A 12,838-nucleotide genomic window follows, 5' to 3' on the forward strand; every position below is an offset into this window, starting at 1 on the left:
TAACGGATTGGTATGTAGTCGTACTGCCCGCCACATCCCGCAGCATCCCGGAAACGGTGGCTGACCTCGCGGGATAGAGACTCGTCTATCCCGCGAGTTCCCGCAATATCCCGCTACATCACTGCTGAACCGTGGGACGTTTGTGGGGAAGCCGTTCGCGCCCCCACGGCCACCAACCCGGACGGTATGTCCACGAACTCCACACCCCAGCCACGGCCAACGCCACCAAGGCCGACCCCGCCGCCCACGGCTCCACTACACGGTGAAGATCGACCACCCCCGCAGGGTCCAAGATCAACCCACCCCCGATCAACGCCACGTAGACCAACCCCAAAACACCAACCACAGCCAACGCCGAAAACGCCACCATCCGACGCGGACCAGACCCCTGCACCGCAACCATGAAAACCGATATCAACGCCACCGCGGTCGCAGCCACACTCACCAAGAACATCACCGAAACACCCCGGCTCCCACCATCAGACAACGCCAAAACATCACCCACGGGGACGCGGGAAACATCACCGATCCAGGACAGCACCAAAACCGCCAAAACGATCAAGGCGGTCAGCGATATCACCACCCACCGGGCAGGCCGATACCAATTCGACTCACCACCATTGTCGTCAACAGCCAAACCCCCGACACACACCAGCGACAACAGCCCACACCCGACGGCCACGAGAACGGTATGCCCTATGTCGCTGACGTTTTCACCCGCCGCCTGTGACAGCCACCGATCCAAACGCCGGTCACCGAGCCAAGGAATCGTCAACGCGTACGCCACCCCGATGGTCAGCAACGCCGCCGTGAACAACCTGGTCTCTCGCCTGCCCCACCTCGCAAGCCGAGCAAGGGCTACTAAAAGCTCGACCGCAACAGCCACAACCACATGGTCGAGTCTATTGTTTCCACCCGAAACTAGCCCGTAATCAGGGGAAACCCAAAGAGCGGCCAAGCTTTTCGGCATGCGGATTGCTCGCTACGCGCCGCCGCTCCTCGGCGTCGACAAGATCCTCGGCTTGGGCGACGATGTCGCGAACCTTCATTCCCAAGATCGGGGCAATCACCCGGAGAACCTCGAGTGGAACAGTTCGACGCTGCTGCTCGATATCGCGGTATGGAGTCTTCCCCATGCCGATCGCAGTCCACACGTCTTGCTGGGTCAACCCCAGCTCTATTCGGCGGTCGGTGATCACTCTGCCGACCGCGGCATCCATGGGCCCAGCAGACCGATCCACCACTACTCCACGGTAACTGATTGAGGGTGCCCTTATCCAGAGCTGATACGTTTTAAACCTCGATGTCGCAAATTCTTAGCGATCCGGTGTTGCGGTACCGGCTTTTCTGGTACTACTCTCTCATCAAGAGCTTTTCAGGGAGAACATTCCGCTAAAACCGGCAATCGATGCAACCTTTCCGTCGGGGGAAGGGCCAGGTCAGCCGGTCCTTGGCACAAGTTAGGTGGCCTGGACAGAGTAGACGTATCCGCTCAACCCCCAGCGCTTCGCGCCGGGCTGCACTCTCAACTGCACGACCGTTAAACCGGGGCAACCCGGAAAATCAGCCTGCCCCGAGGTGACGGCGGGCTCACGCACCCGCAGAGAAGATGAGGACGACATGTCGCACCCCGACAGCTTCGAATTCACCCCCTTGGTCGCAAACACCGAAATTGCCCCCCACGCGGCCTCCTACGGCATCGTCGTCCACCCGCCCGAAGGCGTCTACTCCTACTGGCCCGCCGACGGGCAGATCTGGAAATCCATCGGCCACATCACCGTCGACACCGCCGGCCGCATCGAACTGTGGCCCTTCTGCGGTCTATCCGACGCCGAGGCCACGGCCCTCGACGACTGCGGAGTCGACGCCATCGCACACCCTCCCAACGAGATCTCGGCATGGCGACGCGGTGGCGACGGACGCTGGCACTGCGACGTCAGCATCCTCCCGCACACCGGCGACCCCTTCGCCGAGCAGGTCCGCGCCTGCGAGCGTCTGGTGATCCGGCGCCCGCAACGCCTGCAGATGCAAGGAGCCGCCTGAACTGACGGACAACAAAGTGAGGCCCCAACCATCTCCATGGTTGGGGCCTCACTTTTTGTCTGTCAGTTCCGTTCTTTCGGTCGCCGGCGAACGGTGTTCTTCCTCGGCGCTGGCGCAGCCTCGGTCTCCGCTTCGCCGTCGACGACCGCGAGGGTTCCGACGCCGCTGCTGGTGAGTTTCGATCGGTAGGCGGCGAACCGATGTCTGACCAGCTCTGCGAGCTCGTCGTCTGATGGCTCGATGGGGGCAGGTTGCTCGTCGGGGTCTATCTTCATCTCCTCCCAGGTGGCGAAACCTGCCTGGACGAAGACCTCGGGTAGCGGGCGCTCGAAGACGATGGCGACTCGACGTGCGATCTCAGGGCGAGGTGCGCTCCCGTTCGTCCAGGGCGTGCTCGCGGACCGGGTGATTCCGATGCGGGCGCAGAACTCCGCTGTGCTGATTCCGTGCGCGCGGCAGATCTCCTGCACGTACTCCCACCATCGGTTTGTGGTCGGCGGGATGCTGATTTCAGGGGTCGTCACGGGTGCACCTTCCGGTGATTGGGCTACCCGGTTGACAGGCAGCTTTACACAGTCTGCCGATGGTATCGGTAAGGATGGCCTACCGTCCACGGTCAACTGTAATTACATCGTTATGACGGGCTGCACACTTTCGCGTTTCCCCTGTTCAGGGCTATTTAGTGGGCTCACGGATGTACGGGAAAGTTTACAAGGTCACCGCTTGTCTCTACGTAAAGTATGGAGTACTGTACGTACAGGAAACCATACAAGACACCGGTTGGTGTTCCTGAACACCTCGGCCCGCCCCCCATTGCAGTGAGGGACGGGCCCGACATCCCACGTGAAAGGACCACGTGACATGCCTGGCCTCAAGCCTACCGCCGCACCCAAAACCACCCAGGTCAGCGACACCCTGATCGTCGCCGCCAACGTCTTCGCCTGCGGGACCTTCTTCGGATTCGTTCTCTGGCTGACCAACTGGAGCGTGCAGTGACCGACACCGCCCTGTACCGCGAACCCTCGCGACTCACCGTCTACCCCGACGTGCTTCAAGGCTCGGACGAATGGCTCGCTCACCGCCGAGGCATCGTCACCGCGTCCGTCGTCGGCGACCTCATCACCACCAAGACGATGAAGCCCGCCAGCAACGAAACATCCCGAGGCCTGACCGCCCTGCTTGCGGCCGAGCGGATCACCGGCTGGACCGACCCGACGTTCATGTCCGACGACATGTTCCGAGGTATCGAAGACGAACCCCGTGCCCGCGCCAAGTACAGCGAGCACTACGCCCCGGTCCAGGAGACCGGGTTCATGGTCCGCGAATTCGACGGGATCCAGCTCGGCTACTCCCCGGACGGACTCGTCGGCGGCGACGGACTCATCGAAATCAAGTCCCGACGCCCGAAGATCCACCTCGCACACATCCTCGCCGGTGGAGTACCCGCCGAGAACATGGCGCAGTGCCAGGCCGGGCTGCTCGTGTCCGGCCGCGCCTGGCTGGACTACATCAGCTACGCCGGCGGCATGCCGATGTGGCGCGTACGCGTCCACCCCGACTCACGGTGGTTCGAGGCCATCATCGCCGCCGTACAGGCATTCGAAGCCAACGTCGCCGAGATGATCCGCCGCTACCACGAGGCCACCGAGGGCCTGCCGACCACCGAACGCGAACTCACCGAGATGAGCTTCTGACATGGACATTTCCGCAGCCGCAGCACCGAAATCCGACCAGATCAACGCGGACGACCTGATGTCCGGGCCACGTGTGGTCACCATCGTCGAGACCCGCAAGGGGAACGCCGAGCAGCCCGTCGAAATCGTCACGGCCGAGTTCGGGCCGAAGCGCCCGTACCGCCCCGGTAAGTCGATGATCCGTGTCCTCATCAACGCCTGGGGGGCGGATTCGAAGGTTTACGCCGGTCGCCGCCTCAAGCTCTACCGCGACCCCGAGATCAAATTCGGTCCCGAGAAAGTCGGCGGGATCCGCATCTCCCACATGTCCCACATCGGCAAGCGGTTGACCCTCGCCCTGACCGTAACCCGCGGCAAGCGATCGCCATTCGTCGTCGAACCCCTCCCTGATGGCCCGCCGCCGATCACCGACGCCCAGGCCGACGAGATCATCGTCGACATTCGGTCGGCCGCCGACCGTGAGGCGCTCGCCGCGATCTGGGCGCAGCTCAAGACATTCGACTTGGGCGAGCATCGCAACCCCCTGGTGCAGCTCTGGAAGGAACGCGCCACCGCCATCGCCAACAGCGAGACGGCACCGCCCGCTGACGACGTCCAGGACGCACCCGCCGACTACTACGACGACGTTCCGCCGGAGCAGTGATGACAACCCCGATCCAGCTCGGCGAGCTGGGTGGCTGGCTCGTGTACCCCGTCGCGGGGACACGAGCCGGGGAGGGCGGCGACTGCTACGAGGTCGTCTACTTCGGTGACCGAGAACTCGATGCCCTCCGCTACGCCAACCGCCACGACGGCTTCCGCGCCGTCTACGCCCAGCCCGGCCAATCCCTCCTCCAAGCCGTCGACGCGATGGAAGCCGCCGCCCATGACTAGTTGGACCGAACTCCCGCTCGCCGCCTTCGATTTGGAGACAACCTCACCGGACCCGCATACCGCGCGGATCGTCACGGCATGCGTCCTCCGGATCGACGGCGGCGACGTGACCCGCCGCCACTGGGTCGCCAACCCCGGCGTCCCGATCCCCGCCGAGGCCACCGAAATCCACGGCTACACCGACGAATACGTGTCCAAGCACGGCCGCCCCCACGACGACGTCGTAGCCGAGGTAGTCACCGAACTGCAGGCGGTGTGGCAGGAAGGTCGCGCGCTCGCCGTCTACAACGGCAGCTACGACCTCACCCTCCTCGCAGCCCAGGACGCGGAATTCACCATCGGTGGCCTGGTCGTTGACCCTTTCGTCCTCGACAAGCAGTACGACCGGTTCCGCAAGGGCTCAAGGAAGTTGTCCGCGGTGATGATCCATTACGGGATGCGCCTCGACGACGCCCACGACGCCGAAGCCGACGCACTCGCCGCCGCCCGGCTCGCCTGGAAACTGCCCCGCACCTTCCCGCACCTGGCCGAGTTCACCGCCGACGAGCTCATGGAACGCCAAACCCACTGGTACCGCGAAGAAGCCCACCGGTTCCGCGACTACCTGCGCCGCAACGACCGCGACCACTCCGGCGTGCGCACCCAATGGCCCATCCAGGCCACGAACCCCGAAAGCGAAGCAGCATGAACACCACCCTCACCCCCAAGGCCCGCCACCTCCTCGCCAACGACTACGTCCCCGCCGACCGCACCCGCGACATCCTCGCCCCCATGCTCGCCGACGACATCATCATGAAACGCCTCAGCCGCATGATCGGCGTCGACGCCGCACTCCTCACCCGCATCGCCCGCGGCCAAGCCACCTACGTCGCACGCGAAACCGCCAATGCCATCGACCAACTCGACCGCGACGAGGTCTACACCCACTGCCGGCGCGAACCGAACCGGCTCGACGACGTCGTCTACGAACGCATCAAAGCCGGCAAGTACGCGCGTATCCCATACGGGCACAAAAGGATCTACGCCCGCGCCCTCCACGCAGAAGGCTGGTCGTTGAAGAAGATCGCGACCACCCTGCATATGTCCGGCGCCACCGTCCGCGAAGCCATCACCAACACGCACAACGACAACGGCGAAACGGCATGAGCACAATCCACACCACCGTTCCCAAACAGGGGCAATACCGCAACCACAAACTGCGAGCAATGCGCTTGTACCGCGGCCTACCATCCCCGATCATCGACGCCACACCAGCACAGGACCACGTCAACTGGTTGGTCTCGATCGGGTTCAACGACTCCTCCGTCGCCGCAGCCGCAGGACTCACCCAGAACACCATTCGCGACTTCCGCCTAAGAAAGTACTCCACCGCACGCAGGCAGTACGCGGCACGAGTCCTCGCAGTCACCCACATCCCCACCCCCGACCAAGAATCACGAAACGTCCCAGCGATCGGCACCCAGCGACGCATCCAGGCACTGCAAGCCGCTGGCCACACACAAGCCCAGATCGGCACTCACCTGGGCTGGACACAAGAGCGCGTTGACAAGATCCTGCGCTCCAAATCCGTGAAAGGCCGAACCTTCCAACAAGTTTGCGCTGTTTATGACCTGTTGTCCCACCAGGTGGGGCCTTCAGCTATCGGCAAAACACGATCCGCGCGCCGCGGCTACGCACCACCCCTGGCGTGGGAGGGAATCGATATCGACCACCCCGATAGCACCCCGATTCTCGATGCCGAACCGGCCACCGGCTGTGTCGACGAAGTGCTGCTGCAGCGCATCATCGAAGGCCGCCATACCTACCCGGACGCGAACCCACTGCGCGGCCCGGAACGTATCGCGGTCATCGACCACGCCATCACGCACGGCTGGCTGCGGGCCCGCCTCGCTGCGGCACTCAACATCAGCATGGACGGTGCCGACCAGGCGCTGGTGCGCCGCCGGCGGGAACTGCGGGAGGCAGCATGACCACGCCCCTCGGAAGCCGCAGCATCGACACCAAGCGGTACCGGTGGCGCAAAGCCAACGGCATCGCGTTCTACACCAACGCCGCACCGGTGCAGCGGCATCTCGACGTCCTCGCCGCCCTGAACGTCACACCGCAGATGGTCGGCTACGTCGTCGGCGTCGACCGCCAAACGATTCAGAACATTCCGAATCAGCAGCAGGTCAACACCCACCTCGCCAGCCGAATCCTCGCGGTGTCCCACCATCCACACCCAGCACAGCACCGTGTCCTCGCAATTGGCGCGGCCCGTCGCCTCGGTGCGCTCTCCGCGCTCGGCTGGCCCCGCCGGGTACTCGCCGCACGCCTCGGCATCGACAGCAGTCTGGTGAGCCAACTGTTCACGCAATGCCACACCAGCTACACGCGATGGCTCGCCGTGAAAGCCCTCTACGAGGAATTGTCGGCAACCCGTGGACCCAGCAACCACGTCGCCTCGACCGCACGCCGTGCAGGCCACGTCCCACCGCTGGCCTGGGAGGGCATCGACATCGATCACCCACTGGCCGAACCGGACTGGGTCGCGGTCTACGGCGAATGCAGGCACGGGCACCTCTACAGCCCCGAGAACACCATGCGACGGATCGACGGATCCCGTGCCTGCCGGGTATGCCACCGCGCCGGTGTCGCCCGCTCCAAAGCCAACAAACGCGCCCTCGCACAAGCCGCCAAGCCTGCCTGACCCACCCGCCGAAGCGAAAGGACGGACCTTCTGTGAAAGCCGTCTGGCTGCCGTCAAACTACTGGCACGACCCTGCCCTCAGCAGCCTCCACCGAGACTGCGAGACGCTGTTCACCCGCGCCTGGGCCCACTGCGGGCTCGCCGAAACCAAGGGCTTCATCCCCAAAAGCGCGTTGAAAACGTTCGGAATTCGGTCGGTTTCGCGTCGAGTTTCTGACCTGGTTTCGGTCGGAATCCTGCACGAAACTGAGGCCGAAATCAGCGGGTCAATCATCCCTGGCTACCAGTTCGCAGACTGGGCGCAGTGGAACCAAAAGGGCGATGACCTGTTGGAACGGCAGAAGAATGACCGCGAACGGCAGGCCCGACTGCGCGCCCGCAAATCCGGAAAGAAGGCAAACGAGTCACGTGACACCTCACGTGACGTCACGCCCCCAGAGCAGACTAGAGAAGAAAAGAACACTACTTACGTACCTAGTGCTGCTCACGTAAGTAACGCGCACACGCACGACGAAACACGCCGCGCACCCGCCGACGAAGCCACCGGGCCGACAGTGCCGCCCGACGGCTGGAAGATCGTCCGCAACCTCACCCAAGGCCTCTCGCAGCCCACCCGCACAGCACTCGCCATCCAAGCCGCGGCCATGCTCCACGCCGGAGTCGACGCCACCGACATCACCACCGGCCTCGAAACATGGATGTCGCGACCCGACGCCCGCATCGGCCTGTTCCGGCACCTCGTCGACGACGCCGTCAAAGCCCGCCGAGCACCCACAGCGGCGGCCAACACCGGCGTGCCCGTCGCCCACCACGACCGCAAAACCCTCGGCTGGGAAGAAGCCGCCGAAGCCGCCAAACGGTCCCTCGGCCTCATCCCCGGCGACAACCAGCCCGCGCTCCCCGCCCCCGGCGACCGACCGCTGCTCACCATCCTCGACTCCGACTACGTGCAGGAAATCGCATGAACACCAACCCCGAGTACCTCGACATCGCCCGTGAAGTCCTCCAGCACTGCTCCGGGTACGACCTGTGGTTCCCCACCCCCTCGCAGACCGCGATCGTCGCCTGGGCCAACGTGTTCGCCACATCCAAACTCAGCCGTGAAGACCTCATCGCCGGCGTCGACCGCGCTTACCAAACCGAAGCCCCCGGCTACCGGCCGCTCCCCGCGTCGATCATCAGCTACGCGCGAACCGCCTACTTCGAGGCGCTGCGCAACCTGCCCGACGACCGGCGCCGACTGATGGACGAAGCGAACTACGCCCTCCAAGACATCGGGTTCAGCACCAACGAGGCCCACCGGTACTCCCGCGCCGTCGCCCTCGGTCGTGTCCCGAGCGTCCAGCTCACCAACGACCAGGCCGACCAGTTGCGCGCCAGGCTCGCCCGAACCCGCGAACAGCTCGAACAGCCACCCCGCCACCTCGAGCCCCTGTGGAAAGTGCTCCGCGAAGCAACCGAAGGCCCACAGCAAGCGTTCCGCGCCCTGACCAGCGACTCCACCGAGGAAGAAGACGCAGCATGAACCGGGTTGACACCGCGGCGATCCTGGAAGAAATCGCCGCCTACGACCAGCGCGACATCACCGCCGACACCATCACCCACTGGCACGACACCATCGGCCACCTCCCGAAAGACGTTGCCTCCGAAGCCGTCTCCATCCACCACAAAACCAGCAGCTTCCGCATCACCCCCGAACAACTCCTCGACATCGCCACCCACATCACCACCCGGCAAACCAGCGCCCCACACCGCAAACGACGCGCCGTCATGCTCGCCTACCAAGTCAACGGCGCCATCAACGACCACTGCCCCAACTGCGACGCCCAACCCGGCCACACCTGCACCGCAGCCACCGGCGAAGAAGCACACGCACCCTGCATCGCCCGCCTCGTAGGAAAGACCACCGCAGCATGAACAGAACCATTAGCAAACAAAACTGTGTACATGGGACGCAGTTGTGTGCAGTGTCCGTGTTGTTCTGCTGCGGTCCGATGCCGGAGCTGTTGTTGGCCGTGCGCCCGCCTGTCGTCCACAGAGACGGTCGAACAGGCGTTCGACAGGGGATCGGTTACCCGGGGACGGCTGCGGCGAATCTGGGGGCCATTCCGGGAGGTGCCCGGTGAGCTGCACCCGATGCGGCAAGGAATACAAGCCGCTGCGTCGGAAGCTGTGCAAGTCCTGCTACCAGACCGTGCTGGATCGCCAGACCGCCTACGGTCGCTGGGAATCGGTTCTGGTCGACGCTGAGCCTGTCCGCCAACACGTCCTGGCGTTGATCGCGGCTGGTGTGAGTCGCCGTCAGATCGTGAAGCTCTCAGGTATCCCGCGCAGTTCTCTCGGCACGCTTCTGGTTGGCAAACGTGGTGGTCCGGCCGAGAAGATTTGGGAGAGCACCGCGAAGCGGCTCCTTGCTGTCGAGATCCCCGGCGCCGCGCACGCAGTTGCCGCGGCAGGGGACCACATGCCCGCTGTCGGGGCGATTCGCCGCCTGCAGGCGCTTGTTGCTGCGGGTTGGCCGATGTCGACGTTGGCGCGTGAGTGCGGGATGGGGGAGACGGGTGTGTCCAACCTGTTGCGTACCCGACCGGAGTTGATCACCGTCGATAAGCATCGGCGGGTGGTTGACGTGTTCGCCCGGTTGCAGCTCGAGCCTGGTCCGTCGTTGCGCGCCAGGAACTTCGGGCGGAAGCAGCATTGGCCGTTGCCGTTTCAGTGGGACGAGGGCGACCTTGACCGGCCTGAAGCGACGAGTGCGGCACCGCGGCGCCGCGCTAGTCGGGCGGCGGCGTGAACCCGCGAACCCGGTTTGACATGGGTAGTGAAATCAAGATGTGCGCATCCACGCATAGAGCCTGTCAGGAGAACCCGCCATGACCCCGCCGCCGCTCAGTCACCTTCTCGCGGAAGGCCGCTCACTCCTCGCCGAAGCGACCCTCGGTGAATGGAAGGCGACCCCGCCGTCCGGCCCGTGGCCCGCTGACTACTGGGCTGTCGGCACCACGGCGGACGGGCTGCTGGAACGGTTCACCGGCGAAGGTCCGCGCGACGCGGTAGATGACGGCGCTGACGCCAGAGCGATCGCGTGGGCGATGACGAACCTGTCGCACCTGCTCGACGCCCTCGACCGGGTGAACACGCTGCTGCGGCGGTGGGACAGCGAGAAGTACGACGACCTGTTCGGTGCTGTCCAAACCGAATGTGTCCGCGAAGTCCGCAAAGCCCTCGAAGGAGACCACACCGCATGACCTCGCTCACCGGGCGGACCGTGACCCTCATCCACGAGTCCGAGTTCAGCAAGCTCGTCACCGAAACCTACGGTCGCCCATACCGATTCCAGCAGCAGGATGGCTGTCGGTGGGGTCAGGACACCGTGTACCTGTTCGACGTGCCCCACCCCGAAGGCGGTTGGGAATCGATCGAGGAGTTCCGCGGCTGCTACGCGGAAGGCGTGCCCACCGTCGAGGAATGGGCGAACACCCCGATCGGTGACTACGAACACTCGTGGCAGACCGAACTGCACTGGCGTCGCGAGTTCTATCCGCCGTTCGAAGCCGTTATCGACGACCTCCACGCCCGCGGCCTCATCGACGCCGGTTCCTACGGCCTGCACATCTGGTGGTGACCGCATGACCCTGTATGCCTACGACACGGAGTTCCTCGAGGACGGCCGGACGATCGAGCTGATATCGATCGGGATCGTGTGTGAGGACGGCCGCGAGTACTACGCCGTCAACTCCGACATGCCTCTCAACCAGATCAAGGCGAACGACTGGCTGGTCCGCAACGTCCTGCCTAGCCTGCCGCTCAACTGGCGGACTGGGCTGGACCGGTACCTCGCGCACCCACGGAACACGTTCCCGAAGCCGTCGATCGATCTCGTCGACCTCGATACGAAGAGCACGCTCGTGAAGCCGAAGTGGGTGATCGCGAACGAGGTCCGCGAATTCCTCGTCGGTGACCTGACCCCGGCCGGCGAACTCGATGGTCGGCCGTTTTACTTCGACACGGACCTGCCTGAACTGTGGGCTGACTACGGCGCCTACGACCACGTCGCCCTCGCACAGTTGTGGGGCCGCATGATCGATCTCCCCGCGGGTGTGCCGATGTACACCAACGACCTACAGCAGGCGCTGCGGAAGGTACCCGACGGGTTCGAGCCGCCCGAACAGACCGAAGGACAGCACAACGCTCTCGCAGACGCCAAGCACGTGCTGCGGGTTCTGCGTGCCCTGGACGACTTCGAAGAATCCGTTGCGGACCGGGTCGATATCGTCGACGGCTTCGGTCGCGTCATCCGAAGCGAGGCAGCATGACCGCCGAGGAGATCCGCGCCGACACCCCTGACCTGACCGTCGCCGAGCTTGAGCAGATCCGCAACGCGACCCTGCGTACCTATGAGGGCGGTGACGAGCAGTACAACACGCTCCCGCCGCACCTGTTGAAGGTCGTCGACGGCGATGGCGGCCTGGTCCACATGATCGACCTCGCCATCCTCCGCACCCGCCAACTCGACGCCCTACGCGCGCAGGTGCAGCAGGACTACGCGGCCATCCACGCCAAACAGCAGCGCGACCAAGCCCTCATTGACGCCCTGGAAGAGCATGTTCGCGAGGAGGGTGCGCTCGCTGGCCGCCTGCAAGATCAGCTGCGCGCAGCCTGCGCCGATGGGTCCGCCGCCCACGAACACATCAGGCACCTGGACGACTTGGTCCACGAGTACCACAAAGCCCTCATGGCCGTGACCGGTGGCACCGAGGAGGTGGGCGCGGGTGACGGTGGTGTGGACCGCACGATCGTCCCGCCCGGCACGATCGCCAAGATGCGCGCCGAAAACCCCGGCCCATCTCCCGAATTCCGGGAAGCCATCGCGCGCGCCCGCCAACGCAGGGAGAACAACGATGGGTGAGAAGACTGAGATCGACCAGCTCGCCGAACTCCTGCGCGGCACCTACTGGCACGAGCTCACAGACGTCGAACCTTACGACATTGACGGCTTCACCACTGTCGCGCGCATCAACGGCGAAAACCGGGACTGGACACGCACCGTCGCGATCGTCACCCGCGGGCCATCCGGGCAGCACTACCGGTGGGAGTTCGAGGAGGGCTTGGCCGAAGACCATCCCGATTTCGGGCCCGCCGAGTATGGCGACCCCGACATCACCCTGGTGCACCAGGTCACCGAAACCATCACCGTCACCCGCTGGGTGGCCGAGGAGAACCATGGCTGAGGCCAAGCAGTACCGCAAGAAGCCCGTCGTCATCACCGCCATGGAGTGGGACGGGACCGCAGAAGGCGCTACCGCGGTCATCCAGTGGATTCTCGACAACGGCGGTCTCGCCAACTACCACTGCTCGCACGACATGGGTTGCCCCGGAACAGCAAAGGGGCACGCCATCGCCATCCGAACACTCGAAGGGTGGATCCAGGCATCGCCGGGTGACTGGGTAATTCGCGGCATCGCGCGCGAGTTCTACCCATGCCGCCGCGACATATTCGCCGTCACCTACGAGGCGGTGGACTGATGCCGAAGGTCCT

At 64.5% G+C, this 12,838-nt stretch carries 22 protein-coding genes; 19 read left to right on the plus strand and 3 right to left on the minus strand.

From position 1 onward, the window contains the following. Positions 1 to 118: 118 nt before the first annotated feature. Together NI2_RS27530 and NI2_RS27535 are read right to left on the minus strand one after the other, a co-directional pair. On the minus strand, positions 119 to 892 hold the full coding sequence (locus NI2_RS27530; RefSeq protein WP_067496639.1) for a hypothetical protein: 774 nt from the start codon (positions 890 to 892) through the stop codon (positions 119 to 121). Between the two features lie 40 nt (positions 893 to 932). Next, complete coding sequence (locus NI2_RS27535) at positions 933 to 1,220, minus strand: helix-turn-helix domain-containing protein (protein WP_067496642.1); 288 nt, start codon at positions 1,218 to 1,220, stop codon at positions 933 to 935. A 400-nt stretch (positions 1,221 to 1,620) separates the two neighbouring features. Here NI2_RS27535 and NI2_RS27540 point away from each other — a divergent pair, with 400 nt between their 5' ends. Beyond that, positions 1,621 to 2,043 (plus strand): hypothetical protein, encoded by a 423-nt coding sequence (locus tag NI2_RS27540; protein WP_067496645.1) that lies wholly within the window; start codon positions 1,621 to 1,623, stop codon positions 2,041 to 2,043. Positions 2,044 to 2,105: 62 nt separating this feature from the next. On the opposite strand, the gene NI2_RS27545 is transcribed toward NI2_RS27540, so the two are convergent. Then, positions 2,106 to 2,567 carry a helix-turn-helix domain-containing protein gene (locus tag NI2_RS27545; protein WP_133734278.1) on the minus strand — a complete coding sequence of 154 codons (462 nt, stop codon included), beginning with the start codon at positions 2,565 to 2,567 and terminating at the stop codon, positions 2,106 to 2,108. Between the two features lie 337 nt (positions 2,568 to 2,904). Between NI2_RS27545 and NI2_RS35365 the strand changes: the two genes are divergently transcribed. The 18 genes from NI2_RS35365 (at position 2,905) to NI2_RS27630 (ending at position 12,825) form a co-directional block, all read left to right on the plus strand. After that, a complete protein-coding gene (locus NI2_RS35365; protein ID WP_255284043.1) occupies positions 2,905 to 3,039 on the plus strand; it encodes a hypothetical protein in 135 nt (44 codons plus the stop codon). Next, entirely contained in the window at positions 3,036 to 3,737 is a 702-nt protein-coding gene (locus NI2_RS27550) for a lambda exonuclease family protein (protein ID WP_243750138.1), read from the plus strand. Before NI2_RS35365 ends, NI2_RS27550 begins: the two co-directional genes overlap by 4 nt. Before the next feature lies 1 nt (position 3,738). After that, positions 3,739 to 4,380, plus strand: a complete 642-nt coding sequence (locus tag NI2_RS27555; RefSeq protein WP_067496651.1) for a hypothetical protein — start codon at positions 3,739 to 3,741, stop codon at positions 4,378 to 4,380. Continuing rightward, positions 4,380 to 4,610, plus strand: a complete 231-nt coding sequence (locus NI2_RS27560) for a hypothetical protein (protein WP_067496654.1) — start codon at positions 4,380 to 4,382, stop codon at positions 4,608 to 4,610. Before NI2_RS27555 ends, NI2_RS27560 begins: the two co-directional genes overlap by 1 nt. Next, positions 4,603 to 5,298 (plus strand): exonuclease domain-containing protein, encoded by a 696-nt coding sequence (locus tag NI2_RS27565; protein ID WP_067496657.1) that lies wholly within the window; start codon positions 4,603 to 4,605, stop codon positions 5,296 to 5,298. The genes NI2_RS27560 and NI2_RS27565 overlap by 8 nt, the downstream gene beginning before the upstream one ends. Further along, the gene (locus tag NI2_RS27570; protein ID WP_067496660.1) at positions 5,295 to 5,756 is read left to right on the plus strand and encodes a hypothetical protein; all 462 of its coding nucleotides are present in this window, start codon (positions 5,295 to 5,297) and stop codon (positions 5,754 to 5,756) included. Before NI2_RS27565 ends, NI2_RS27570 begins: the two co-directional genes overlap by 4 nt. Beyond that, positions 5,753 to 6,580: a hypothetical protein gene (locus NI2_RS27575; RefSeq protein WP_067496663.1), complete on the plus strand. Its 828-nt coding sequence runs from the start codon at positions 5,753 to 5,755 to the stop codon at positions 6,578 to 6,580. The genes NI2_RS27570 and NI2_RS27575 overlap by 4 nt, the downstream gene beginning before the upstream one ends. Further along, positions 6,577 to 7,299, plus strand: a complete 723-nt coding sequence (locus NI2_RS27580; RefSeq protein WP_067496666.1) for a hypothetical protein — start codon at positions 6,577 to 6,579, stop codon at positions 7,297 to 7,299. Before NI2_RS27575 ends, NI2_RS27580 begins: the two co-directional genes overlap by 4 nt. A gap of 554 nt (positions 7,300 to 7,853) precedes the next feature. Continuing rightward, complete coding sequence (locus NI2_RS34800) at positions 7,854 to 8,264, plus strand: hypothetical protein (RefSeq protein WP_067496669.1); 411 nt, start codon at positions 7,854 to 7,856, stop codon at positions 8,262 to 8,264. Then, positions 8,261 to 8,824, plus strand: coding sequence for a hypothetical protein (locus NI2_RS27590; RefSeq protein WP_174552247.1), 564 nt, complete (start codon positions 8,261 to 8,263; stop codon positions 8,822 to 8,824). The genes NI2_RS34800 and NI2_RS27590 overlap by 4 nt, the downstream gene beginning before the upstream one ends. Then, entirely contained in the window at positions 8,821 to 9,216 is a 396-nt protein-coding gene (locus NI2_RS27595; RefSeq protein WP_067496673.1) for a hypothetical protein, read from the plus strand. Before NI2_RS27590 ends, NI2_RS27595 begins: the two co-directional genes overlap by 4 nt. A 205-nt stretch (positions 9,217 to 9,421) precedes the next feature. Further along, positions 9,422 to 10,093, plus strand: a complete 672-nt coding sequence (locus NI2_RS27600) for a hypothetical protein (RefSeq protein ID WP_133734277.1) — start codon at positions 9,422 to 9,424, stop codon at positions 10,091 to 10,093. A 79-nt stretch (positions 10,094 to 10,172) separates the two neighbouring features. Beyond that, the gene (locus tag NI2_RS27605; protein WP_067496678.1) at positions 10,173 to 10,547 is read left to right on the plus strand and encodes a hypothetical protein; all 375 of its coding nucleotides are present in this window, start codon (positions 10,173 to 10,175) and stop codon (positions 10,545 to 10,547) included. Continuing rightward, positions 10,544 to 10,924, plus strand: coding sequence for a hypothetical protein (locus NI2_RS27610; protein WP_067496681.1), 381 nt, complete (start codon positions 10,544 to 10,546; stop codon positions 10,922 to 10,924). The genes NI2_RS27605 and NI2_RS27610 overlap by 4 nt, the downstream gene beginning before the upstream one ends. A gap of 4 nt (positions 10,925 to 10,928) precedes the next feature. Then, positions 10,929 to 11,615 (plus strand): 3'-5' exoribonuclease, encoded by a 687-nt coding sequence (locus NI2_RS27615; protein ID WP_084476893.1) that lies wholly within the window; start codon positions 10,929 to 10,931, stop codon positions 11,613 to 11,615. Further along, positions 11,612 to 12,208 (plus strand): hypothetical protein, encoded by a 597-nt coding sequence (locus NI2_RS27620; RefSeq protein ID WP_067496684.1) that lies wholly within the window; start codon positions 11,612 to 11,614, stop codon positions 12,206 to 12,208. Before NI2_RS27615 ends, NI2_RS27620 begins: the two co-directional genes overlap by 4 nt. Next, positions 12,201 to 12,530 carry a hypothetical protein gene (locus tag NI2_RS27625; protein WP_067496687.1) on the plus strand — a complete coding sequence of 110 codons (330 nt, stop codon included), beginning with the start codon at positions 12,201 to 12,203 and terminating at the stop codon, positions 12,528 to 12,530. Before NI2_RS27620 ends, NI2_RS27625 begins: the two co-directional genes overlap by 8 nt. Continuing rightward, the gene (locus NI2_RS27630; protein ID WP_067496690.1) at positions 12,523 to 12,825 is read left to right on the plus strand and encodes a hypothetical protein; all 303 of its coding nucleotides are present in this window, start codon (positions 12,523 to 12,525) and stop codon (positions 12,823 to 12,825) included. Before NI2_RS27625 ends, NI2_RS27630 begins: the two co-directional genes overlap by 8 nt. Positions 12,826 to 12,838: the final 13 nt, after the last annotated feature.

Origin of the sequence: Nocardia ignorata NBRC 108230 (assembly GCF_001612905.1) — a bacterium.
Taxonomy (GTDB): Bacteria; Actinomycetota; Actinomycetes; order Mycobacteriales; family Mycobacteriaceae; genus Nocardia; species Nocardia ignorata.